The sequence below is a fragment of the Rhodovibrio salinarum DSM 9154 genome (assembly GCF_000515255.1).
In the GTDB taxonomy this organism is placed as follows: domain Bacteria; phylum Pseudomonadota; class Alphaproteobacteria; order Kiloniellales; family Rhodovibrionaceae; genus Rhodovibrio; species Rhodovibrio salinarum.
In genome coordinates, this window is sequence record NZ_KI911559.1 from 3883940 (window position 1) to 3907776 (window position 23837).

Annotated in this window: 23 protein-coding genes and 2 riboswitches; of the genes, 5 read left to right on the plus strand and 18 right to left on the minus strand. The window is 65.7% G+C overall.

The window, feature by feature from the left end; genetic code table 11:
- Positions 1–4 precede the first annotated feature (4 nt).
- The 11 genes from gmd to RHOSA_RS23510 all read right to left on the minus strand — a co-directional run bounded on the left by gmd (position 5) and on the right by RHOSA_RS23510 (position 12254).
- Positions 5–1054 (minus strand): GDP-mannose 4,6-dehydratase, encoded by a 1050-nt coding sequence (gmd, locus tag RHOSA_RS23490; RefSeq protein ID WP_051432310.1) that lies wholly within the window; start codon positions 1052–1054, stop codon positions 5–7.
- Positions 1055–1177: 123 nt separating this feature from the next.
- Entirely contained in the window at positions 1178–1975 is a 798-nt protein-coding gene (locus tag RHOSA_RS0118070) for a 3-deoxy-manno-octulosonate cytidylyltransferase (RefSeq protein ID WP_027289775.1), read from the minus strand.
- Positions 1976–2002: 27 nt separating this feature from the next.
- Positions 2003–3076 (minus strand): KpsF/GutQ family sugar-phosphate isomerase, encoded by a 1074-nt coding sequence (locus RHOSA_RS23495; protein ID WP_037259076.1) that lies wholly within the window; start codon positions 3074–3076, stop codon positions 2003–2005.
- Between the two features lie 148 nt (positions 3077–3224).
- Positions 3225–4382, minus strand: a complete 1158-nt coding sequence (locus tag RHOSA_RS0118080; protein WP_027289776.1) for an NAD-dependent epimerase/dehydratase family protein — start codon at positions 4380–4382, stop codon at positions 3225–3227.
- A gap of 206 nt (positions 4383–4588) precedes the next feature.
- On the minus strand, positions 4589–5371 hold the full coding sequence (fhuF, locus tag RHOSA_RS0118085; protein ID WP_027289777.1) for a siderophore-iron reductase FhuF: 783 nt from the start codon (positions 5369–5371) through the stop codon (positions 4589–4591).
- Entirely contained in the window at positions 5361–6191 is an 831-nt protein-coding gene (locus RHOSA_RS0118090) for an ABC transporter ATP-binding protein (protein WP_081728827.1), read from the minus strand. Before RHOSA_RS0118090 ends, fhuF begins: the two co-directional genes overlap by 11 nt.
- Complete coding sequence (locus tag RHOSA_RS23500) at positions 6185–8587, minus strand: TonB-dependent receptor (RefSeq protein WP_051432312.1); 2403 nt, start codon at positions 8585–8587, stop codon at positions 6185–6187. The genes RHOSA_RS0118090 and RHOSA_RS23500 overlap by 7 nt, the downstream gene beginning before the upstream one ends.
- 145 nt (positions 8588–8732) lie before the next feature.
- Complete coding sequence (locus RHOSA_RS0118100; RefSeq protein ID WP_027289779.1) at positions 8733–9701, minus strand: FecR family protein; 969 nt, start codon at positions 9699–9701, stop codon at positions 8733–8735.
- 69 nt (positions 9702–9770) lie between these two features.
- Positions 9771–10298 carry an RNA polymerase sigma factor gene (locus tag RHOSA_RS0118105; RefSeq protein ID WP_027289780.1) on the minus strand — a complete coding sequence of 176 codons (528 nt, stop codon included), beginning with the start codon at positions 10296–10298 and terminating at the stop codon, positions 9771–9773.
- A 507-nt stretch (positions 10299–10805) separates the two neighbouring features.
- On the minus strand, positions 10806–11522 hold the full coding sequence (locus RHOSA_RS23505; protein ID WP_169816651.1) for a cytochrome b/b6 domain-containing protein: 717 nt from the start codon (positions 11520–11522) through the stop codon (positions 10806–10808).
- Between the two features lie 108 nt (positions 11523–11630).
- Entirely contained in the window at positions 11631–12254 is a 624-nt protein-coding gene (locus RHOSA_RS23510; protein WP_037256614.1) for a CREC-EF hand family protein, read from the minus strand.
- Between the two features lie 212 nt (positions 12255–12466).
- Between RHOSA_RS23510 and RHOSA_RS0118120 the strand changes: the two genes are divergently transcribed.
- Both RHOSA_RS0118120 and RHOSA_RS0118125 read left to right on the plus strand, forming a co-directional pair.
- Positions 12467–13192, plus strand: coding sequence for a response regulator (locus RHOSA_RS0118120; RefSeq protein WP_027289781.1), 726 nt, complete (start codon positions 12467–12469; stop codon positions 13190–13192).
- Positions 13189–14523 carry an ATP-binding protein gene (locus RHOSA_RS0118125; RefSeq protein ID WP_169816652.1) on the plus strand — a complete coding sequence of 445 codons (1335 nt, stop codon included), beginning with the start codon at positions 13189–13191 and terminating at the stop codon, positions 14521–14523. Before RHOSA_RS0118120 ends, RHOSA_RS0118125 begins: the two co-directional genes overlap by 4 nt.
- 51 nt (positions 14524–14574) lie before the next feature.
- On the opposite strand, the gene RHOSA_RS0118130 is transcribed toward RHOSA_RS0118125, so the two are convergent.
- From RHOSA_RS0118130 to RHOSA_RS0118160, 7 genes are all read right to left on the minus strand, one after another.
- Positions 14575–14919 carry a hypothetical protein gene (locus RHOSA_RS0118130; RefSeq protein WP_027289783.1) on the minus strand — a complete coding sequence of 115 codons (345 nt, stop codon included), beginning with the start codon at positions 14917–14919 and terminating at the stop codon, positions 14575–14577.
- Positions 14920–14961: 42 nt separating this feature from the next.
- Positions 14962–15150, minus strand: a riboswitch (cobalamin riboswitch).
- Between the two features lie 131 nt (positions 15151–15281).
- On the minus strand, positions 15282–15701 hold the full coding sequence (locus RHOSA_RS0118135; protein ID WP_242468895.1) for a pseudoazurin: 420 nt from the start codon (positions 15699–15701) through the stop codon (positions 15282–15284).
- 8 nt (positions 15702–15709) lie between these two features.
- A complete protein-coding gene (locus tag RHOSA_RS0118140; RefSeq protein WP_027289785.1) occupies positions 15710–16507 on the minus strand; it encodes an ABC transporter ATP-binding protein in 798 nt (265 codons plus the stop codon).
- Positions 16504–17520 carry a FecCD family ABC transporter permease gene (locus RHOSA_RS0118145; RefSeq protein WP_037256616.1) on the minus strand — a complete coding sequence of 339 codons (1017 nt, stop codon included), beginning with the start codon at positions 17518–17520 and terminating at the stop codon, positions 16504–16506. Before RHOSA_RS0118145 ends, RHOSA_RS0118140 begins: the two co-directional genes overlap by 4 nt.
- A gap of 17 nt (positions 17521–17537) precedes the next feature.
- Complete coding sequence (locus RHOSA_RS25835) at positions 17538–18572, minus strand: ABC transporter substrate-binding protein (RefSeq protein ID WP_200372095.1); 1035 nt, start codon at positions 18570–18572, stop codon at positions 17538–17540.
- A 333-nt stretch (positions 18573–18905) separates the two neighbouring features.
- Positions 18906–19114: riboswitch (cobalamin riboswitch) on the minus strand.
- Between the two features lie 125 nt (positions 19115–19239).
- Positions 19240–20340: a cytochrome-c peroxidase gene (locus RHOSA_RS0118155; RefSeq protein ID WP_215905022.1), complete on the minus strand. Its 1101-nt coding sequence runs from the start codon at positions 20338–20340 to the stop codon at positions 19240–19242.
- 64 nt (positions 20341–20404) lie between these two features.
- A complete protein-coding gene (locus RHOSA_RS0118160) occupies positions 20405–20698 on the minus strand; it encodes a high-potential iron-sulfur protein (protein ID WP_027289789.1) in 294 nt (97 codons plus the stop codon).
- A gap of 579 nt (positions 20699–21277) precedes the next feature.
- Here RHOSA_RS0118160 and RHOSA_RS23515 point away from each other — a divergent pair.
- The 3 genes from RHOSA_RS23515 to RHOSA_RS0118175 all read left to right on the plus strand — a co-directional run bounded on the left by RHOSA_RS23515 (position 21278) and on the right by RHOSA_RS0118175 (position 23783).
- Positions 21278–21685 (plus strand): DUF1127 domain-containing protein, encoded by a 408-nt coding sequence (locus tag RHOSA_RS23515; RefSeq protein WP_037256618.1) that lies wholly within the window; start codon positions 21278–21280, stop codon positions 21683–21685.
- Positions 21686–21786: 101 nt separating this feature from the next.
- Positions 21787–22026: a hypothetical protein gene (locus tag RHOSA_RS0118170; protein WP_027289790.1), complete on the plus strand. Its 240-nt coding sequence runs from the start codon at positions 21787–21789 to the stop codon at positions 22024–22026.
- Between the two features lie 311 nt (positions 22027–22337).
- Positions 22338–23783: a mannose-1-phosphate guanylyltransferase/mannose-6-phosphate isomerase gene (locus RHOSA_RS0118175; RefSeq protein ID WP_027289791.1), complete on the plus strand. Its 1446-nt coding sequence runs from the start codon at positions 22338–22340 to the stop codon at positions 23781–23783.
- Positions 23784–23837: the final 54 nt, after the last annotated feature.

Consider the following 23837-nt stretch of genomic DNA (forward strand, 5'->3'; position numbering starts at 1 on the left):
CAGATCAACGGCCCGCATTGTGGGTCCGGCGGAGCTCACCCCGATCACTCTCCACCATCTCCCGCACCAGCTCATCGAACGTGTAGTGCGGCTGCCAGCCGAGCCGTTCGCGTGCGCGGCGCGAATCGCCTTGCAGATGCGCAACCTCCGTCGGGCGCACGTAGCGTGGATCGACGCGCACCAGGGTGCGTCCACTCACCCGGTCCACACCGACCTCAGAGGGGCCCACGCCGTCCCAGCCGAGCTGCACGCCGATCTGCGCAAACGCCCGCTCGACGAAGTCGCGCACGCTGTAGGCCTGCCCCGTGGCCAGCACATAGTCGCCCGGCGCGTCCTGTTGCAGGATGCGCCACATCCCTTCCACATAGTCGCGCGCGTGCCCCCAATCGCGCTTGGCATCCAGATTGCCGAGGTAGACGCAGTCTTGAATGCCGGCCTCGATCGCCGCGACCGCCCGCGTGATCTTGCGGGTCACGAAAGTCTCGCCGCGGGTCGGCCCCTCGTGATTGAACAAGATGCCGTTGGACGCGTGTAAGCCGTAGGCATCCCGGTAGGTGACAGTGATCCAGTAGGCGTACAGCTTGGCCGCGGCGTAGGGACTGCACGGCTGGAACGGCGTGTCCTCGTTCTGCGGCGGCGGGGCGTTGCCGTAAAGCTCGCTGGTCGAGGCCTGGTAGAAGCGCGTGTGCATCAACCCCAGAACCCGCATTGCCTCCAACAAACGCAGCGTGCCAAGCGCATCGGCGTTGGCGGTGTACTCCGGCGTCTCGAAGGAGACCTGAACGTGGCTCTGGGCAGCCAGATTGTAGATCTCGTCCGGGCGCACCTCCTGCAGGATCCGGATCAGGTTGGTGGCGTCCGTTAGGTCGCCGTAGTGCAGGAGGAACCGCCGATTGCACGCGTGCGGGTCCTGGTACAGATGCTCGACACGCCCGGTGTTGAACGAGGACGCGCGGCGCTTGATGCCGTGGACAACATAGCCCTTGCCCAGGAGCAGTTCGGCCAGATAGCCCCCATCCTGCCCCGTCACGCCGGTGATAAGTGCGGTCTTCACGCCCCAGCCAACCCGCCAAGTGCCAATCGGCGTGGGAAGGACACACAACGCCCCACGCGTCAGGCGCGAGTATGGTCGCGCAAATAATCGCGACCGGCAAGCCCGATCGCGTCGCGCGCGGCTTCAGACGATACCGAGGTCGCGCAGCACGGCTTCGATGCGTGGCTTGTCGTCGTAGTTATTGAGTTCGTGCACCGGCGCGCCGCCAAGCGCTACCTCGCAACACTGCACGCGGTGCCCGTTCTCCAGGAAGCGGAGCTGCTCCAACCCCTCGTGCATCTCCAGCGGCCCCGCCGGCCAGTCGCCGTAACGTGTCAGCGCCTCCGTGCGGTAGGCGTAGATGCCCATGTGCTGGAACACCGGCGTGCCGAGATCCGCCGCATCGGTCCGGCGTGTGGGCAGGATCTCCTTGGAGAAATAGAGCGCCCGTCCCTGCCGGTCGAACACCGCCGAAGTCTCCCCCACCCGGCCCTGCCGACGGGTCTCCTCGAACGCCGCCAGCATGGTCGCATCGCAGCGCACGACCGGGGTGGCGACCGAAATATCGGGATCGGCGCGCATCGCCTGCAACAGCAGATCGATCACATGCGGCGGGGTCAGCAGGGCGTCGCCCTGGAAGTTCACCACCACCTCCGGCGCGGGGTCGAGGCTGACGGCCGCTTGCGCGCAACGTTCGGTGCCGTTGGCGCAGTCCGGTGCGGTCATCGCCACATCCGCCCCGAAGCTCCGACAATGCTCAGCGATCCGGTCGTCGTCGGTGGCGACCACGACGTGGTCGGCGCCGGCGACCTGACGCGCACGCTCCCAGCTACGCTGGATCAGCGTTTTCGCCATACCGGTCGCACCGGTCAGTTCGGCCAGCGGCTTGCCGGGGTAGCGCTTGGACTCGTAGCGGGCGGGAATCAGGATCGCGGTATGCAAGGCTGTCCCTAAAGATCGCGGGTCGGGCTAGACGGCACCCAGCTGCAGCAGGTGCATGAAGGTGATGATGCCGCGCGGCTGCGGGTGGCCGAGCGCGCGCGTGTCCGTGCCAATCTGTTCCGGATCGGCCACGAACACGGCAGAGATCTTCTTTTCCTGCATCACCGCGAGCACGGACGCGACCATCGTGTCGGTACCGACCATCACCGGCTGGCGGGTCATGATGTCGGCGGCGCGTACGCTGTTGAGCGCATCGTCCACCGTCTGCTCGGCGCGCGCCTGCATGTAGCGGCGCAGGTCGCCGTCGGTGATCACCCCCATCAGGCCGCCATCCGCGTCCAGGATGCCGACAATGCCAAAGCCGTTCGAACTGATCTTCTCGATCGCCGCGGCGACCGTGCTGTCCGCCGGCACGGTGGGCAGCATCTCGCCGGTCACCATCACCGACGAGACGGCCTGCAACGACACCCCCAGCTTGCCGCCGGGATGGAACTCCTGGAAGTTGCTGGCGGTGAAGCCGCGCGCGTCCAGCAGCGCCATCGCCAGCGCGTCGCCCAGCGCCAGCTGCATCATCGTCGAGGTTGTGGGCGCCAGATTGAGCGGGCAGGCCTCGCGCGCCTTGGGCAGGATCAGCGCGGTGTCGGAAGCCTTGGCCAACATGCTGTCGGCACCACTGGTGATCGACAGCAGGGTCACCCGCTGGCGCTTGGCGTAGCCGACCAGGTCGCGCAGCTCGGCGGTCTGCCCCGACCAGGAAAGCGCCAGGATGATGTCCTTGGTGGAGATCATGCCGAGGTCGCCGTGGCTGGCCTCGGACGGGTGGACGAAGAACGCCGGCGTGCCGGTGGAGGCGAAGGTCGCGGCGAGCTTGCTGCCGATGTGCCCGCTCTTGCCGACGCCGACCACGATCAGCCGGCCCTCCATCCCCAAGATCGTCTCGACCGCCTGGGCGAAAGCACCGCGCAGCGGCGCGTCCTGCAGCGCGGCACGAAGCTGGCGCACACCGTCAAGCCCGTGGTCCAGCGCTTCGGTGCCGGTGCGAATATAGCTGTCCGCCTGCTGGATCGCGTCTGTCTGCGCTTGGGTGGCTTGCTCGTTCATGAACCGCTCAAAAAACCGGAAAGGACGGACATCCGCGCCCGCCTGAATCACGAAACCTCGACTCGGAAGTGCCTAACAGGGCGGCTACATGGGCACAAGTGCGACGCCGCGCCGCCATCCAGCTAGCGACGCTGCCCTATCCGGCGCGCTACCAGCGGGAAACGCAGGGAATCTTGCCGGTATCGATCCGGTCGCGGTAACGCTGAGCGATCTCCGTGACCTCGCTGAGCAAGCCATCGTCAAGCCGGATCGGGTCCAGACCGAGCCGCAGCAGCGTATCGTTGCGCACGTAGAGGTCGTTGGTCTCGGCCTCCTTGCGCGGGTTATCCAGATAGGCGATCGGCGTTCCGGTCAACGCGGACACCTTCTCGGCAAGCGCCTTGACCTGGTGCGTCTCGGTCATCTGGTTGACGATGCGCACCCGTTCGCCAGTCTGGGGCGGGTTTTCCGCGGCCATCGCGATACAGCGCACCGTATCCTGGATATGGATGAACGCACGCGTCTGCCCGCCGGTTCCGTGGACCGTCAACGGATAGTTCACGGCTGCCTGCATCAGGAAGCGGTTGAGCACCGTGCCGTAGTCGCCGTCGTAATCGAAGCGGTTGATCAGCCGATCGTCGCGCGCGGTCTGGTCGGTCTGGGTGCCCCAGACGATACCCTGGTGCAGGTCGGTTACCTTGACGCCATCATTCTTGTTGTAGAAGGCGAAGAACAGCTGATCCTGGGTCTTGGTCAGGTGGTAGATGCTGCCCGGGTTCGGCGGGTAGAGGATCTCCTGCGTGACCTCGCGGCCATCCTCCAGCGCGACCTTCACCTCCAGATAGCCCTCTGGGATGCGCACGCCGGCCGTGCCATAGCCGTAAACGCCCATCGTGCCGAGATGGATCAGATGCGCGTCAACGCCGGATTCGACGATCGCCGCCAGCACGTTGTTGGTGGCGTTCAGGTTGTTCCCCACCGTGTAGCGTTTGTGCCAGGAGGATTTCATCGAATAGGGCGCGGCACGCTGCTCGGCGAAATGTACGATCGCCTCCGGCTGCCAGGCGCGCAGCAGCGTGAGCAGCCGATGGTAGTGCTCGGCGACATCGAAGCGCACGAAGTCGATCTCGCGTCCGGAGACTTGCGTCCAGGCCTGCAGTCGCGTGCCCATCGGGCAGATTGGAGTGAGCGAGCCAGCCTCCAGCTCGTTGTCGATGTTCCGCCGCGACAGGTTGTCGACGATCGTCACCTCATGCCCGCGCGCCGACAGTTCGAGGACGGTCGGCCAGCCGCAGAATCCATCGCCACCCAAAACCAGGATGCGCACGCGTTACCCCTCCAACCTCGGCCGAGGTGGCCGTATTGCACCTCGAATACAGGCCAGAGGGCGCTACGCGTGACAAGTGAAAGCGGGATGACACATTCGCTTCAGTTTCTTGACGGGGACGGCGACTTATCAAAACCCGCGCATGCCGACCGCCCCGGCCAACCGCCATCCATCCGGTCGAGGCGCAACCGCGCGCCCCGCATGCTTTAGGTGGTTGTATCGTCGGGCATGAAACGGCTGTCGCGGCGCTCGGCTGGAATTGGACAGTTGCCGCAGTACGGGAAGCCGCTCAGCTTGTAGCGCAAACAGCAGGAGCTTCGGACTTGGCCCTGTGGCGTCTCCCGCATCGCCACCGCCAACGGATTGGGGCCTCCGTTCAGGCCATCCCGGGTATCGAAAAGCGCGCGCACCGGTGCCAACTGCGCCGGCGGCAGCTTGTCGGCCAGTTGCTCGAGCGTCCAGTTCAGGACCGTCGCCGCATTGCTCCAGGGCACGCCCTTCGGCAGCCGGCTGGCCCGCATCACCGCCTCCAGGAGCGGAGCGGCCTGCGCGAACACCAGCTCGTCCAACCGGTGCTCGACGGGGGCGCGCCGGGTGGGCCCGCGCACTTCCAGACCAGCCGGGCAGCCTTCGGCATCGGTGACCAGCGCGACCGCGTCGACGCCCAGCGGCGGCAGCTCGTCGAAAAGGAGCGTAGCTCCGATCAGGACCGGCCAGGTGGTGGCCAGATACCACTGGCTCCAAACCGACGCGGTTGCGCGCAGGTCCTGACTACCCTGCGCGGCGTGGAAGCGCATCAGCAGCCGATCGACGTCGCGATCTGCCAGCAGGGTTTGCAGATTCTGACCGCCGGGGCCCCCGGACGGCCCGACGATCCGGCCGCGACCAAGCGGCCAGTGGGTGGCAAGCAAGGCATCCAGTTGATCGGCGAACCGATCCGCGGAACTGGGGTCGGCACTGGCCGTCATGGTGCCGGCTTCAGACGACATAGCAGAGCGGGATCGCCTTCTCCGGATGATCGATAACCCCCATCTGCACCCCGTAGACCCGTTCCAGCACCTGCGGCTGGACCACGTCGTCAGGCGGCCCTTGCGCGACCAGCCGGCCGCTGTGCAGCGCGATCAACTGATCGCAGAAGCGCGCGGCCAGATTGATGTCGTGCATGACCACCACGACGGTCAGCTGGCGCTGACGGCACAGCTGTACCACCAGTTGCATGACCTCGACCTGATGGGCCACGTCGAGCGCCGCGATGGGCTCGTCCAGCAGGATACAGCGGCTGTCCTGGGCCAGCAGCATCGCCAGCCAGGCCCGCTGACGCTCGCCGCCCGACAAAGTATCCACCAGCCGGTCCGCCAGACTGTCCATGTGAGTCAGCGTCAGAGCTTCCTGCACCCGCTCGCGGTCGCCCTGTTCGAAGCGGCCGAGGGCACCGTGCCAGGGATAGCGACCGAGCGCGGCCAGTTCCGAGACCGTCAGGCCGGTCGCATCCGGAAGCCGCTGGGCCATGTAGGCGACCTCGCGGGCGAAGGTACGTTGCGGCCATGCGGCAAGATCGCGGTCGGCGAACGCGATCTTGCCCTCGCTAGGCGTGTTCTGCCGGGCGAGCAGCTTCATCAGCGTGGTTTTTCCGGAGCCATTGTGACCGATCAGGCCGTACACCTGAGCGTGCTCCAGCCCGACACTGATGTCCCGGAGCAGCTCGTGTTCGCCGATGCGGAAACCGACATTGCGCAGATTGAAGCCGGCCGGCGCACCCGCGTGCGCTGGCCGGCCGCCGGGAAGTACGTTTGTAAGCGTTGCTACCATTTGACCGAATAGGTGATTGAAGCCGTCCGTCCCTGGCCGGCATTGAAGTAGTCCGGGTTTGCCGCAGCTTGATGCAACACCGGGAAATAATCCTCGTTCAAGAGGTTCTGGATCCCCAGTTCCAACGTTCCATAGCCGGTATCGAAGCTGGCGAACAGGTCGAACAGAACGTAGGAATCGACGTCGCCACCGCCGTATTGCGAGGAGTCCGGGTTGCGGTGACCGGAATAGAGCCCCTGCAGGCGCAACGAGGCCCAATCGGTAGGATCGTATTCGACGTAGGAGGTGAGCTTGATCGGCGGCACCCGCGTGCTCGGCAGGTCCTCCTCATAGTCGTCGTCGCCGTCGATATCGACCTCGCCTTCCATCCAGGTGAAGGTACTGCCGACGCGGACCTGCTGCGTTACCTGCAGGTTGCCGGAGAGCTCAAGGCCATAGATGCGCTCCGGCTCCTTGGCGATGCTCAGGTCGGTGTAGCTGTAAGTGGTGCCCTTGTCGGACTGGCTGTAGAAGCCGGTGATCGAACCGTCCCACCGACCGTAGTTGCCGCGCAGGCCGATCTCGTAGTTGTCGACCTTCTGCGCTTCGGATTCCAGGTTCTCGGCGTCGGTCTGGCTGGTGTAGGCGATCGCCGCACCCATGTCGGCGAGCGAAAAGCCCTGCGAATAGCCACCGAACAACTCAACGCGATCGGTGACGAACACGACGGCACTGGCGTTGAACAGCGTCTCGTTGAAAGTCAGCTCCCCGCCATCGACGTCGACGCCGTAATAGTTGGTCACGTCGCCGACATCGAGGGTGATGTACTCATGCCGCACCCCGCCGCGCAGCATGGCGATCTCGCCCACCGGCACCTCGGCCTGGACGAAGCCGGCATAGGCGTTTTGTTCCTGGTCCGGGGTGATCACCGAACCATCGACCCGGTTCGACACGGTCTTGTCGTGCAGGTAGTCGGTCCCCCAGACGAGGTTGAACGGCAGGGCGTCGAAATCGACCGGCGTATCCACCGTCAAACGTCCGCCGAGCTTCTCGGAACTGTATGAATCCTGGGGGTAGCCCGGCCATTTGGCGAGCTGGGTCGCGAGGTCGCTGTAGTAGACCTTCGATTTCACCTCGCTGCCGAACACGTCGCGGTTCCGGTACGACAGACTGCCGACAGTGCTCTCGGTGAACATGTTCTCGCCACCCTGATCGCCGCGCACCGCCGGCGTCTTGATGTCCTCGCTAGGCACGCCGGTACCGATGCCGGCCCAGTTGGTGTCCTGCTCGATGTCGTAGTGGTTGACGGTGACTTCGAGCCGCTGATCGCCGCCATCGAACTCGTACCCCAGCTTGCCCAGCATGTCGTACTCATCCGTATCGGCGAGGCCGCCCTGGGCCCCGAAGCCGTAGGCCGGGATCCGGTCGCCGTCCGCATCGAAGCGGCTGTTGCGCTGCACGAACGTGCCGCTGAACAGGTAATCGATCTTCCCGGTCCGCCCCGAGACACGGTGGTTGGTGTGCCATTCCAGCGACTCGTCGGGATGCGTGGTCGAGAGTTTGAAACCGCCTTCGGAATGGCCGTTGATCGCCCCATCCTCGGGACGGCGCGTGATCACGTTGACCAGACCGCCGGTCGCCCCGAAGCCATAGGCCGCCGTGCCGCCGCGCACCACTTCAACGCGCTCGATCGCATCGGCGTCGATCGTGTTCAGCGCACGGCCGCTGTCACGCAGGCTCATCGTTTGCGGCACGCCGTCGATCATGGTGAGGAACTTGCGCCCCCGGATCGTCTGGCCATAGTTGGTCAGCGCTTCGGTACTCTGGCTGAAGCCGGGCACGGTCTTGGACAGGATATCGCCAAGATTCCGGCCGGTGCGCTTCTGCTTGCTGATTTCCTCCTGGTCGACCACCGTCACCGAGCGGGTGAGCTTGGACGCGGGGGTATCGGTGCGCGTGGCCGAGACGACCACGGGGCCCAGTTCCTCGCCGCCTATGCTTGCCTCCGCCGGGGCGATCCGTTCCAGCGTCACCGTTTGTGCGCCCGTCTTGCTGTAGCTGAGTCCGCTGCCGGCAAGCAGTTGACGCAACGCCGACGCGGCGGTGTATTGACCTGACACGCCGTCCGTCGTAGCCCCATCGGCGACCTCCGAACGATACCCGACCTGCCACCCGGTCACGTCGCTGAACGCGTTCAACGCGGAAGCCAGAGATTGCGGGCCGATGTCGAACGCATAGGTCTGCTGCACCTGTTGGCTGGGCTCCTGCCCGCTCTCCTGTGCCCAGGCCGGGACGGCCAGGGTGCTAATCAGAGCCGTGACGGCCAAGGCGGCGGCCAGTCGCTGGCGCGGTGCCGGGTTGTCTTCACGCGATACTGCCGCCGCACCTTCGCTGTGCGCGGCCCCCCATTCGGTCATGCTGCCCCCATTGTCTTAGCGCGGTCGCACAAGGTCAATTGCGAATGCACCTCATTCGCATCCCTGCCCTTGACGACTGGGCCGCACGGATCGCGTAAAATTTTTCTACTCCCCGGCGCGGGGCCAGACAGGGCCGCTTGGCGGCCTAGTAGAGGATGAGGAGACGGTCGGACACGCGGGCGAGGTTCGCCCCGGTCAGGCGGGCCAATTGCGCGACCGTGCCGACGGGATCATCGAGGCGATAGTTCCCGCTCACCCGCAAACGTCCCAGGGACGGGTCGGCAACGACGATCAAACCGGGATGGTAGCGGGCCAAGCTGTCGATTACGGCATCCAGGGGGCGATCCTGAAACACCAGGCGCCCGTCGACCCAGCTGGCCGTTTCGGCGAAGGCCACGGGGGTCGGAGACGTCAAACCATCCCCCCCAACCTGCACCCGCTGCCCGGGCGTCAGACGTGCCGACCTTTCCCCGGCACGGACGCGAAGGCTGCCGCGACGCAAGGCGACGGCGGCGGTCTCACCGGCACGCGAGACCGCGAAGGCCGTGCCCGTGACCTCGACGGTTGCGCGTCCGAGCTCGACCCGAAAAGGACGCTGCGGCCGCTTGACGACGTCGAAATAGGCGCGGCCGGCAAGCACGCTGACGGCACGCTGTTCATCCGACATATCAACACTGATCGCGCTTGCCGTATCGAGCAGTACGGTGGACCCATCGCCCAGGGCGATCTGCCGCTGCTCGCCAACCGCGGTCATATGATCCGCGCGCAAACGCAGCGGCAGATCGAAGTAAACGCCCGCCCCCGCAAGCAGAAGCAGCACGGAAGCAGCCAGCGCAAGCGCCCGACGTCCCCGCCATGAAGGCCGCCTGTCGGTATCCGCCGCCAGCCGATGCGCCGCCTGGTCGAGCTCGGGGGCTTGCCAGGCCGCCTGGACCCGCCGGTATGCCGCGCGGTGCGCCGGATCGGCCTCGTACCAGGCCTGGAACGCCTGCCGGTCGTCTTCGGAGGCCGCGGTATCCTGGAGCTGGATGAACCAGGCTAACGCCTGTTGCAGGGCGGGCTCCTCTCCGTCGTGCCCTCCAGTATCGCCCCAGTCCTGATCGCCGCGCGCCATAAACCGACATTCACCCTGAAGTTGTAGCCTCACACTGACCTAGACGTTTGCCGGGGCGCCGTCGCGCAATCAAGGCTCGTTAAAACCCTCGTAACTGTGCAGACACGCGTTGAGCGCGGCGGTCAGGTCTTTCTGGACGGTGCTCTTGGAAACGCCCAAATCGGCTGCGATCTCCGCGTAGCTCCACCCATGCAGCTTGGCGCGCAGGAACACATCCCGCTCTCGCTTCGACAAGCGCGCGAGCGTCCCCTCCAAGCGCGCGACCATTTCCCGGTCGCGCGTTCGGGTCTCCGGGGTCGGGGCCGAAGCGGCAACGTTCGCGATCTCTTCCGCCTCCGGACGCCGGTCGATCAGGGCGCTGCGGCGGCGCTCGCCACGCAAGTGGTCCAACGCCAGATTCCGAGCGGTCTGGTAAATGAACGGCTGGACATACTCGACGGATCGTTCACTCGCCGCCGCGCGAACACGGAGATAGGTCTCTTGCAGCAAGTCCTCGGCGGTCGCGGCGTTGCCCACCATGCGCACCAAAGTACGCAGGAGCAGCGGACGCTGCCCATTGAAAACCTGATCGAGATGCTGGTGCCGCGTGCTCGCCACTGTCCAAAGGGCCGCTCTACCGCCGAAAACCGGCGCGAGCCTAGGCTAACCGCGAACCGTTCGCAATAATGGGCCTTTAAAAGGAAACGCGTCGACGAAAACTGGGTTCAATGGGCTATAATCTTCCATAGCACATATTTCCACAGAGTTATTTATATTATTACTTAACAAGTATAAATAAGCATGGCTGCAAAACAAAATATTAACAGCCAATAAGACCATCTAAACCTCATACCTTGTGTGGCTGAAACATGATCTAGCGCGGCGGGCCAGCTCGGCGCATTGTTCGGGAGACAAGCCCGCTACGATGCCGCCAACCTCGCCCCGTCGCGAACTCGACAGCAGGGTCGATCGTGATGCGCACAAGCCAGAGATGGTGTCTGGGAGTGGCGCACGACGCGCCACATACTCTCTCGCACGCCCCCAGCATTTGCCCCAAAGGACGAGCGCTAAAACGAGCGGCACAGGCAAGGTTGGGTCTCCTTGCCCGTGCCTCTTGCTCTGACGTCACTGAGATAGCGTACGATCGGCAACCAAGCCGGCCGCCGGGGTTTCAACCTGTTCGATTTGCGCGCGGTCATGATCGTGCTCATGCTCCTTGCCGGCCGGCCACGGCAGGACACCGGTCGCCAAGCCCGCCGACAGCAGCACGAGGATCGCCGCGAGCGTGGCTCTAAGCAGGTGGCGTGGAATTGGGCCGCTGGCGCGCATCCGCTCGCCAAGCTCTTCCGGCATCGTCTTGAAGCCGTGCACCATCGAGGCGATGATCCCCTCACCCGTCAACGCGTCCTCGACGATCAGGCCAATCACGTGCAGCACCGCCGCCGCGATCGTCAGGTTGGCGAACAGCCCATGCAGGTGATGCAGCGCTTCCACCGGCAGGACCGCCGTCAGCACGGTCGCGGCCAGCAGAAGCAGAAGCGCCCAGGCGCCGAGCGCGCTGGTCGGGTTGTGCCCGGGCGTGTGCCGCGGTTCACCCCGCATCAACCCGCGCACATGCGCGATCGCCGCGCCGGGGTTCGGCAAGAAATCGCGGAAGCGGGCATGCTCGGTGCCCGCAATGCCCCAGACGAGGCGGAAGGCCAGCAGTGCGACCACCAGATAGCCGGCGATCACATGCAGCGTGGTCACGCGTTCCGGGGTGAAATAGGCCGTCAGCACAGCCGTCACCAGCAGCCAGTGGAACAGGCGCATCGCACCGTCCCACACGAAAATCCGTTTCATCTGCAAATCCTCCTGATCTTGCATCTTGGTTTTGCCGCAAGGCGGGGAGCGGGAGCCGCACCCAGGCGGCTCCCGCGACGGCCCACACGGCGGTGCGGGGGCAGAGGCTTAGCGGCACCCGCCGCGCTTGTGGCCGTCGAACCGCGATCCACGCGGCCCGTCACGCCAAGAGGATCGGTCGGGGCGCATATCCTGCAGTTCCGCTTCGCTCACCTGGCCATCGCCGTTCGCATCCGCCCGCGCGAACACCCGATCGGCGAAGGAGGTCACCTCGATCGCCTGCAACACCTCGTCATCGTTGGCGTCCAGACGGCGGAACAGGAATTCGGCGCGGCGGTCGTCGTTCGGACGGCTACGCTGCATAGCCGGCGCGGCGCGGGCCTGGTCGAATTCGTCGGGCGACAGGGCGCCATCACCGTTCTTGTCCAGCTGATCGAAGCGCGCTTGCGCCATTGCCTGGCGACGGTCGTCCAGGCCGTCTTCGAACTCATCCTCGCTGACGATCCCGTCGCCGTCGGCGTCCATCGCCGTCAGCTGCTCCTGCACGAAAGCGTGCAGCTCGTCCCGGGTCACCGCACCGTCGTCGTTGGCGTCGGCCGCCGCGAAGAAGGGGGGAACCGACGGCCGGCCGAACGCGGGCATCGCGGCCTGCGCCTGCAGCGCGACCCCAGCGGCGCCGACGGCCACGGCGAGGGCGAAGGTGCTGGTGAGCCATTTGGTCTTGCGGGTCATGCTCGTCTCCTGCTGTTGGCTGGGCCGTCATGGTCTGGCCCGTTGGCTTGCAGGACTGAGATGACGCCGATCCCGGGCTCACCGCCAGCTTTGGTGTGTAACGCTGTGTTTCAGACCGCAGGGGTTGAAACATCCTGTTACAAATCGCCGCCTGCACGGCCTGCCGCAGCCCCCTACTCTCACCCGAGCCGAAGCACTTGGAGACCCCGACCGTGGCGAGCGACCCTGCCCCGCATATCCTTGTCGTGGACGATCACCGGGACATCCGGGACGGCCTGCGCCGCTACCTGACGCGCGAGGGCTTGCGGGTCTCCGCGGCCGCTGACGGCGCGGAAGCCAGGTCGCTCCTGAACGGACACGCAGTCGACCTCGCCGTGCTCGACATCATGATGCCGGGGGAAGACGGCCTGAGCCTGTGCCGGCACGTCCGCGATCATCTCGACCTGCCGGTGATCCTGCTGACGGCGAAGGAGTCCGAAACCGACCGCGTGGTCGGGCTGGAAGTCGGGGCGGACGACTATGTCGTGAAGCCGTTCAGCCCACGCGAACTGTTGGCGCGCATCCGTTCCGTGCTACGGCGAACCCACGCCTTACCGCCGCAACGCGGCAGCGCCCGCGGCCACCGCGCGCACTTCGGCGGCTGGGAACTGGATGCCGCACGCCGCGAGGTCACCACGCCCACCGGTCGGGTGGTCAGCTTGAGCGACAGCGAGCACCGCCTGCTCGTCGCTTTCCTGACCTACCCACAAACGGTGCTGTCGCGCGAGCAACTGCTGGACCTGGTGCACGGCCGCGACACGGAAGCGTTCGAACGCTCGGTCGACATCCTGGTCAGCCGCCTGCGCCGCAAGATCGAAGCCGATCCCAAGCGCCCGCAGCTGATCCAGACGTCCCGCGGCGGCGGCTATCAGTTCGCGCAGGAGGTCACATGGTCATGACCCACTGGCTGCCCACAAGCCTGACCGGCCGCCTGGTGTTGGCGGTCGTGGTGGCAGTGGTGGCCGCCCAGGCAGTCGCGGGGGTGATCCTGTTGCGCGAGCAAAGGCACGTGACCCGTCACGTGGTCCGTGCCTTCACCCTCGACCGGGTGCCTGGAATCGCGCAGTTGATCTTGCCGATGTCGCCGGACCGGCGCGCGGAAATCCTGCGCGTGCTGAACAGCAGCACGACCCGCTACACCCTTGCCGACACACCGCTGGCGGAGACGGGTGAACGCGACCTGCGCTTTCAGGCACGACTACAGCGCGCGATGCCGCCGGCGATCGTCGATGTGCGCGCGACCATCCGCAGCGTCCCGGAACGTGGTCGGGGTCGTTACGGCACGCCGCTGCCCGACGGCGATGTCCTGACCCTGTCGCTGCACCTGCCGGACGGCCGTTGGCTCAACATCGAACGCGTGCTGCACCCACCGATCCCGGAGATGATCTGGCCGATGGCCCTGTCGCTCGGCCTTTCGGCGATCGCGGTCGCCGTGGCCGTCGCCCTGGCCGTGCGGCGGATCGTGCGGCCGTTGGCAACATTGTCCGACGCCGCCGACCGGCTTGGCCGCGGCGAAAATGTCGGCCCGCTGCTGGAAGAGGGCCCGGCCGACGTGCGCCGCACGACCCACGCCTTCAACGTGATGTCGGAACGCCTGACCCGCTTCGTCGCCGACCGCACGCGCATGCTGGCGGCGATTGCCCACGACCTGCGCACGCCGATCACCGGCATGCGGCTGCGCGCCGAAATGATCGACGAAGCCGAAACGCGCGAACGCATGCTGGCCGGCTTGAACGACATGGCGGAGATGACGGAAGCGGCCCTGACGTTCGCCCAAGCCGATGCACAGGAAGAAGACAGCCGGCGCATCGATCTTGCCAGCCTGGTCCAGAGCATCTGCGACGACTTCGCGGACGCGGGCGAAGCCGTGCGTTTCCAGGGGCCCGATCGGCTGGATGCCATCTGCCGCCCGACAGCGCTCAAGCGGGCCGTGCGCAACCTGATCGTCAACGCCGTGCGCTACGGCCAGGCGGCCGAGGTGACGCTGACGCACACCGCGACGGCGATCACGCTGACGATCGCGGACGATGGCCCCGGCCTGCCCGAAGATCAGCTGGAACGCGTGTTCGACCCGTTCGTGCGCCTGGAGGAGTCCCGCAGTCGGGAGACCGGGGGCAGCGGCCTCGGCCTGTCGATCGCGCGCAACATCGCCCGCGCCCACGGCGGCGACGTCACGCTCGCCAACCGCCCGGAAGGCGGCGCGGAAGCCCGGCTCACCCTGCCGCTTTGAAGCCAACTCCGGGAAAGGCCAGCCCCTCAGCCACCGCCCAGGGCGCAGCGCTCATCCGGGCCGACGGCTAACCGACCGGCGTCGAGACGCATGCGCCCGCGCGCGTGGATGCGCGGCCGTTTCGGCCAGCAGTTCGGCAACCCGATGGGCCCGACCCGAGGCACTGGACATCGGGGATTTGGCCAGCAACTGCCGGGCGGCAATCGCTGGATCAAGATCGGCCGGCAGTTCGAGCAGCCAGCCGATCAGAAAATCATGCGCGGTGTGCGCCGGGTCCAACCCGCCACGCTCCTGCAGCACGGCCGTCATCAGGCCACCCGGATCGATATTCTGATTGTCGTTGCTCACGTGCGGCAGAGCAGACGGCCGCGGATCACCCGTCACTGGGCGCGTCATCGACGATCCTTTCTCCCGGATGGTCCCGTCCGGGCAAGAGGTTGAGATTTTGCGGAAAGGACCGGTCTCCCGGCTTGCGGCTGCTGGCGCGGACGGTTCGCCTTCCCGGGGCACGCCCCAGTGGCTGATTGAACCGCCGCTTGCCGCTCACGGTCGCGGGCACGGCTCCGGAATTGCACCGGATTCCCTGTTGCGCCGCTTGGGCGCAACATCCCTTCCAAGAAAAGCATAGTAGTTTGCTGCGCAATTCTCCGCAACATTTTGATTCCACGCCGCAACGACCTTCGGCCCTGGGCGCGCGATCACAGCACTCTCTTAATCGCCTTTGCACAGGCCGCCGATCAAAGAGCGAATTTAGATTATTATTGTCCTAGGTCCTCCAGAATATCGTCGAACCGAGCTTTCGCCCGTTGGGGAAGATCGGCCGGGAGTTCTGGACGGGCGACATCCGTCTCGCCGACGCGGATCAACATCACCATCCCCATCGCGAAGTGCGGCGAGCACTTCACGCCGTAAAAACCGGGCTGATCCAGCGTGATGCGGATCTCCTCGTTGATCTGCCCCTTGAAACCCGCGTAGCCGGACGGCACAAAGCCATCGATGCTCGCCGCGTTGTGGCCCCCTTGGGCGGCGATGAACTGCACGGTGTCACCGGGCGCGATTTCCAGATAGGCCGGCTCGTACACCATCGCACCAGCGTCTCCGCGGGTCAGCATCTTGACCTCGTGCACCTCGGCCGCGACCGGACTGGTCAACAAACACGCGGCGGCGACGATCGCCATGAATCGCATCAAGCAACCTCCTTAGATTCCTGAGATTGGGGGAGCGGGTCTTTGAAACGGATGGCCAGGGCCCCATCCGAAGGGTCGCGGCGAATACTCGCCTGAACGCCGAAGGCATCCCGCAGGCTGCTTTCCGTCAGCACAGCCTCCGGCGGGCCTTCCGCGATCAGGGCCCCATCCTGCAACAGCGCGATGCGGTCGCAGTACATCGCGGCGAGGTTCAGATCGTGCAGCGCAATCAACGCGGTCACGGGCAACTGCCGGACGAACGACAGGATGCCGATCTGATGCCGGATATCGAGGTGGTTGGTCGGCTCGTCGAGCAGCAGAAAGTCGGGCGCCTGCGCCAGGGCGCGGGCAACATGGACCCGCTGACGCTCGCCGCCCGACAAGGTATGCCAATAGCGATGCGCCATCTCCGCCATGTCGACCCGGTCGAGGGCATCGGCGACGGCGGCTTCGTCGTCCTGCGACCAGGGCGAGAGGGCGTTGAGGTAGGGTGTCCGACCCAGCTCGACGGCGTCGCGCACGGTGATGTGGTCGGTGGTCTCCGCCTGCTGTTCGACCAGCGCGATACGTTGGGCAATGTCGCGCCGACGCATTTGGGTCAACGGCGTGCCGTGAAGCCTCACGCAGCCGTCCGCACAGGGTCGAATGCCAGCGAGCAAGCGCAGGAGCGTCGACTTGCCCGAGCCGTTCGGGCCGATCACCCCCATGGTCTCCCCCGGACGCACCGACAGGGAGACATCGCGCAGCACGCGTTTCGCGCCCGCAGACCAGCTCACGTTATCGGCGCGCAGAGTCATGACTTGCGTTGCCCCTGAACCAGGATGAAGGCGAAGGCCGGCGCACCGACAAGCGCCGTAACGACGCCGATCGGCAGCACCTGACCGGAGATCACCGTCCGCGAGACGACGTCAGAGACCACCAGGAAAACGGCGCCGACAAGCGCGGAGGCCGGGATCAGACGGCTGTGCCGCACGCCAACGACCAAACGCGCCGCATGCGGAATGACCAGGCCGACAAAGCCAATCGAGCCAACGATGCTGACCATCACCGCCGTCATCAGGGCCGCGGCGGCGATCAACAGAGCCTGGACGCGCCAGACGGCGATGCCGAGCGAGGCGGCCGAATCGGTACCGAAGGTGAAGGCATCGAGCGCGCGCGCGTACCAAAGGCACACGCACGTGCCGATCGCCGCGGCCGGCAGCGCAAGTGCGCCGTCGGGCCAGCGCACGCCACTGAGGTTGCCCAACAGCCAGAACATGATCCCCCGCACCTGCTCGGCACTGGCCGACTTGGTGACGATGAACGAGGTCAGGGCGTTGAAAAGCTGCGAACCGGCAACGCCGGCCAGGATGATCTGGCCCTTGCCGCGCCCGGCCCCGCGGGCCAGCAACGCCACGAAGGCGAAGGCCGCGAGCGACCCGACGAAGGCGCCAAACGACAGGGAGATGGCGCCGCCGCCGATGCCGAGAATGGCGACGCTCACAGCCCCGGTCGACGCCCCGGCGGAAATGCCAAGGATGTAGGGATCGGCCAAGGCGTTGCGCAGCAGGGCCTGCAGGATCACGCCGGACAGCGCCAGCGCCGCGCCGCAGCAGGCCGCCACCACGGCCCGGCTGAGCCGATAGTTCCAGACGATCCCGGCCTCGATCGGATCCAATTCGTAGGACGCGCCAAACAGATGATTGGCAACCGTTTGCCCAACCACCGTGACCGGGATCGGGGTCTCGCCGATCGACGCGCCGAGGGCAAACGTGACGACAAGCAGGAGCAAGGCAAGGGTGCCATAGCCGGCACCTCTTGCCACTGCCATCTGACGTACGGATCGAATCACTTGCTCAGCTCGTACGACTCGACCGCGTCGGCCAACGTTTCGAGCCCATTGACCAGCCGCAGGGTCGGCTGCATCGCATGGGCGTCCATGATCACGATCCGGTCCTGCTGCACCGCGTCCATGTGCCGGGTCACGGGATCGGTCTTCAGGAACTCGAGTTTGCGCTTGTAATCGTCGGCCGGGAACCGGCGCCGGTCCATGCGCGCGATCACGATGATCGTCGGGTTCTTCTGCGCAATCGTCTCCCAGCCGACGGTCGGCCATTCCTCGTTGGAGTCGATGACATTGCGGATCCCCAGTTGCTTCAGCATGTAGGCAGGCGCGCCGTTCTGGCCCGCGACGTAGGGATCGATGTCCATTTCCGCGCTGGAGAACCAGACGACGGCTGATACGTCCTGGTCCAGCTCGATCCGCTCGACCTGTTGGCGGGCATCGCGCTCGCGGGTCTTGAGGTCCGCAATCACCTCGTCACCGGCTTCGGGCACATCGAAAATCCGCGCGAGTTCCCCGACAGTGCGGTGGATCAGGTCGGTCGTGACCTGAACGTTGCGCGTGCCGTCGCCGCCGGTGGTGTTGTCCTTGCCGACGCAATCGGTGGGCAGGATGTAGGTTGAGATACCGAGTTCGGCGAACTGCTCGCGCGTCCCGACGATCCCCTGCGGACCGACGTGCCATTCGAACTGCGAGGTGACCAGCTCGGGCCTCTTGGCGACGACGCTTTCGAAGCTCGGGTCATTGTCGGCCAGGCGCTCGACCTGCTGGTTGATTTTCTCGAACCGGTCGAGCACCGGATTGAACCAGACCGCGGTGCCGACGACCTTGTCGCCGAGCCCCAGCGCGTAGAGCATTTCCGTACCGGCCTGACCGAGCGAAACCACCCGCTGTGGGGGCGAATCGAAGCTGATCTCGCGGCCGCAGTTGTCGAGAGACAGGGGATAGCTGGTATCCGCCGCTTGCGCGGCGCCGGCCGCGGTCATGGCGAGCGGAACGGCGACCGCCGCCGCGGCGAGGAAAATAGAAGGTCGCACCATGGGAATCGGGAACTCCAATCTGAAGGCGGAATCTAGGGAGGATAGAACGTTATGATATAACGTTATTCAGTCAAGAGGGGGACTGCGCCTGCGAAAACGCTCGTAGCGTAGCCGCAGGCTAAGAAACTCAGACCACACACATGACTGCCTCTTCCGCACCGGTTGGGATGTCGGCGGAGGTGCGATGGCATAGAAACCCGATGCGGCGACAGGGCTCACGCCTGGAGACGCATAAGAATCGCGCCGACCTTCAAGGATCGGCGCGCATGCGCGAAATTCGAGAGATGAGTGTGCCCGCATCCTGTTCCCTCCGGCGCACCCCGGCCGGTTTCAATGGGGTTCTGTGCGACGGCAGGTCTCCTGGCTCGCGGCTTGTCAACGCTTCGCCTTCCCAAGAGCGGTTGCTCTCAGTGGCCTGTTGAAGCGCCCGAATCCGCTTACAGTTGCGGGGGCAGCCTCGGACTTGCGAATGACATTGGATGCCATCCGCGCACCGAATTCCCAATTATCCCCTTGCGGGGACCGTCGAACGACGCAAACGATAGTGGCTTGCACGTACACTGTCCAGCTTCGAAAGGTCGCGCCCAGCATCCCGGGACAGCGTGCAAAAAGGCCGCCGGAACCCGGGTCCCGGCGGCCTTCATCCAGCTAGGTCGTCAGCCCAGGTTTACCGCTTCGACGGCTCCTGCTCGTACTCGACGGGCAGTGGCGTCTCGCTGGTGCTTTCCGGCAGCACCGGGTATTCGACACGCGGCTGCTCGCCGGTGACCGACTGCAGGAAGGCGACGATCCGGTCGATCTCGTCCTCGGACAGTTCCTGGCCGAGCTGGGACACGCCCATCAGCGCCACCGCGTTCTCCAGGCTCCAGACCTTGCCGGAGTGGAAGTACGGCTGCGTGATCGCGATGTTGCGCAGCGGCGCGGCACGGAAGACGTACTCGTCACTCGCCGTCTTGGTGACCTGGAAGCGGCCCCGGTCGTCACGCGGCAGCACGTCCGCCCCCGGCTTCTCGATCAAGCCAAACGGATAGTAGCCCTGGCCACCGATGTTGACGCCGTTGTGGCAGCCCACGCAGCCGGTGCTCATGAACTCCTGCAGGCCCTGCTTCTGCTTGGCGGTGAGCGCGTCGGTCTCACCTTTAAGATAACGGTCAAACGGCGAGTTCGGGGTCAGCAGCGTGGCCTGGAAGGCTTCCAGCGCCTTCGCCATGTTGTCGAACGTGACCGGGTCCTCTTCCTCCGGGAAGGCCGCCCCGAAAGCCTCGACGTAGCCGGGCATCGACTTCAGCGTCTTGACCGCGCGTGCGGGCGTGTTGGCCATCTCGACACCGGCCTGGACCGGCCCCTTGGCCTGCTGCTCCAGGTCCTCCGCACGGCCGTCCCAGAACTGGGCGGTGTTGAAGACCGCGTTGAACACCGTGGGCGCATTCCGTGGACCACGCTGCCAGCCGTGACCGATCGAGGTCGGCTGGTTGTCGTCGCCGCCCAGACCCATCTGGTGGCACGAATTACAGGAAATCGCGTGGCTGGCCGACAGGCGCGGATCGAAGAACAGCATCCGGCCAAGCTGAACCCGTTCGGGCGTGACCTTGTTGCCGTCCAATTCCGGCGGCTCGGTCGGGATCGGATCGAACAGGTCGTTCGCCCGCTCGATCAGCTGAGCGTCGTCGATCTCCGCCATGTCGCCATCTTGTGCGGCTACGGGGTGCCCCGACATCATGGCCGCTGCAAGAGCCAACGCCCCAGCGGCACTCATCAAATATCGCATCGTATCCCCCTGACGTGAAATTCCATTCCCTACCGTCCCGCCCGAGGCGGGTTGGCACGGGTGGCTAGGCCTTGGCCCAGAGGTTGCACCAGCCGGTCGGATCAATCTCGCCGGCGACGATCTGGCAGCCGCCCATGTCCTGGCCGCCTTCCGGTGGAATCCAGAACTGGCAGTTGGTGCACTGCTGATCGCCCTTGGGATCGGGTTGATACTGAACCGCCTGTTTCGGTGCTTTCTGAGCCTTGGCGTTGTGCCCACGCGTCAGCGTGTAGCCGCCGGCCCCCACAGCAGCCGTAACGGCGAACGCTTGGCGGATGAAACCGCGGCGTGTGGGCATCCGGTTTTTCGGATGAGTCATTGTGACGTGCTCCTCATGTGCAAACCCATGGGCAAAGGCCCAGGCTTCGGCCCACGCCCATCACTAGAATTAGAACACTTCCAATAAGAGGCGTCGACGCCCGGCGGCAGCACGACCACGTCGCTGACGCGAAAAACAGCAGTTTGCTGCGTCCTTACACGCACGCGGCACAAGCGCCCGACCATTCCGGTATAGTATTGGCGCGACGCCCGTTCCCGTCGAACAGACCTCACCACTGCCAGCGCACTTGCCCCTCATAGCCGCCTGACTGTCGGGTGGAGCTTGGAAAAACAGACGATTACGCGGGGCGGCCAAGGAGACTATCGCGCGCAATCGCAAGACCAGTACAGCGGTCCAAACCGGGGTTGATTAGAATAGCACGCGCCCGGTTAGGCACGCTTGATCCACCGCAAGCCAGCGATGCAACCGGGCACCCCCTGACCTGCGAAAAGCAGATAATACCCATAAAGATACTCAGGTTATAAAGAGCGCGACGCTGGACGTCGCCGGCACCCGCGCCCGACTGCAAGACGCTCGTGTGACGACGCCCGTGGACCTCTCATCCCACGGAGCACGAACATGGCCCGTTTGACCGATACCGAACGCGATCTGATCCAAGCGGCGCGCCAACGCGGCCCGCACCCCTTGCTGCAATCGCCGCCGCTGCACGAACTCACCGCCGCTCAGTTACGCCGCTACGCCGAAGCCGAGCGCGCACGCTACCTGGCACCGATCCTGGCAGGTGCCGCCAACCGCATAATCGACGCCGTACGGCGCAAGCGCGTCGAGCGCGAAACCCGGCGGGCGCTCATGGAGCTAAGCGACCGCGTGCTCGAGGACATCGGCATGCGGCGGGCCGAGATCCCAGAACGCGCCAAGCAGCGCGCGCGGCAGTCCGTCCAGCCCCGCCAGGCAGCCGCGCCAAAGCAGGGTGCGGCACGCTGTCGCTCGGTTGAGATGGATCATAGCTGGCCAGCCCACGCTTGAGCGCATCATCACGGCCAGTTCCGAACATTCATCACCGCGCGGCCTGACCACTACGAACCGTGCGCGGAGCGTGACGCCATTCGATCGACCAGGAGTTCGACATGATCGAGCGTATCGTCTTGACCGTGATCTATGCCGCGCTGCTGGCGATGGCGCTGGCCGTGCCGCTCGAATTCGCGATGGCCTCTGCGGGCATGGGCCTGTTCATCGCAGCGATGACGCTACTGATAGCGACACTGCTGGCGGCACCGTTCATCGATCTGGCGCTCTCCGCCTTCACCGGGAACCAGCGGCCGGATGCACCGCGCCGGGCCGGCACCCCGCGTGTCCGTCCCGCCTGAATCGGCAACGGCGATCGTGCCTCGCAGACGTTGGTGATCGCAGACACCGCATAGCGTTGTTCCAGCTTAATCGGCCCGTCCGGCACACCTCCTTTGGGGTGCGCCGGACGGGCTTGATGCGTTTGCTGCGAACCGGGCTACGATCTTTAAGACCCAAGACGTGCGGATCGTTGCCTCAGGGCGGCGGCGTCAGTCACGTGCAGCCGGGGCGTTTCGGGAGTCAGGTGTTCAAACTTGCTCTGCCGCACGTCCGGATGCCATGACCGGGTTCAAGCGCTCCGCAACGAAGGCCCTCCGTTCCGTCAGATCACATGCGCACCAGTTCCCCGACGATCCATCCCGTGATTCTCTCCGGCGGCTCCGGCACGCGGCTTTGGCCGGTATCGCGCCACCTCTACCCGAAACAGCTGCTGCCGCTGATCGGCGACAACAGCATGCTGGCGGACACCGCGTTGAGGGTGGGCGAGTCGACCCGGTTCGCCGCACCGACCGTGATCTGCAACGAGGAGCACCGCTTCCTGGTCGCGGAGGAATTGCGCAAGGTGCAGGCGCATACCGGCACACCGCCGGGATCGATCATCCTCGAACCATTCGGCCGCAACACGGCCCCGGCTGCGGCGGTCGCGGCCTTGCAGCTGGCCGAGCGTGACCCCAACGCCCTCCTCCTGCTGCTGCCGAGCGACCACGTGATCGCGGACACGCAGGCGTTCTTGAGGGCAATCGACCGCGCCGCCAACGCCGCGGCCAACGGCTGGCTGGTCACCTTTGGCATGACGCCGACGCGCCCGGAGACCGGGTACGGCTACATCCGGCAGGGCACGGCCCTGGACGCCGGCGACGGCTGCTACCAGGTCGCCGAATTCGTCGAGAAGCCGGACCAGGCGACCGCCGCGCGGTACCTCGCCGACGGCGGCTACGCCTGGAACTCCGGCATGTTCCTGCTGCCCGTACGCACGCTGTTGAGCGAACTGGAACGGCTGCAGCCCGACGCGCTCACCGCCGCACGGTCGGCGGTGGCGCACGCGCAGGAAGACCTGGATTTCCTGCGGCTCGATGCCGGGTCGTTCGAAGCCGCGCCGTCGATCTCGATCGACCACGCGGTGATGGAGCACACCGACCGCGCCGCCGTCGTCCCGGCGGAGATCGGCTGGAGCGACGTCGGCTCCTGGGCCTCGCTCTGGGAGATCGCGGACAAGGACGCCGACGGTAACGCGATCAGCGGCGACGTCGTCACGCAGGATGCGCGCAATTGCCTACTGCGTAGCGAACAGCATCTGCTGGCCGCGATCGGGGTCGAGGACTTGGTGGTGATCGCCCAGGACGATGCCGTCCTGGTAGTACCGCGCGACCGGGCCCAGGATGTCGGCGCCTTCGCCAAGACCCTACGCGCCGAGCAGCGCTCGGAAGCGGACGTGCACAGCCGCGTCTACCGCCCATGGGGCAGCTATCAGGGCGTCGACCTGGGTCCGCGCTTCCAGGTCAAGCGCCTGACCGTCTCGCCCGGCAGCCGGCTTTCGCTACAAAGCCACAAGCACCGCGCCGAGCATTGGGTCGTCGTGGAGGGCGTCGCGGAGGTCACCTGCGACGACGCGGTTTTCCAGCTCTACCCCGACCAGTCGACCTACATCCCGCTGGGCGCGGTCCACCGGCTCGCCAACCCGGGCGACCAGCCGCTGCACGTGATCGAGGTGCAGTCCGGCGACTACCTGGGCGAGGACGATATCGAGCGCTACGAGGACATCTACGGACGCTCCTAAGCGTCCCATCCAGCGCCCAAAGCGTAGGGCCCGGCCATTGTGTAGCGGCCGGGC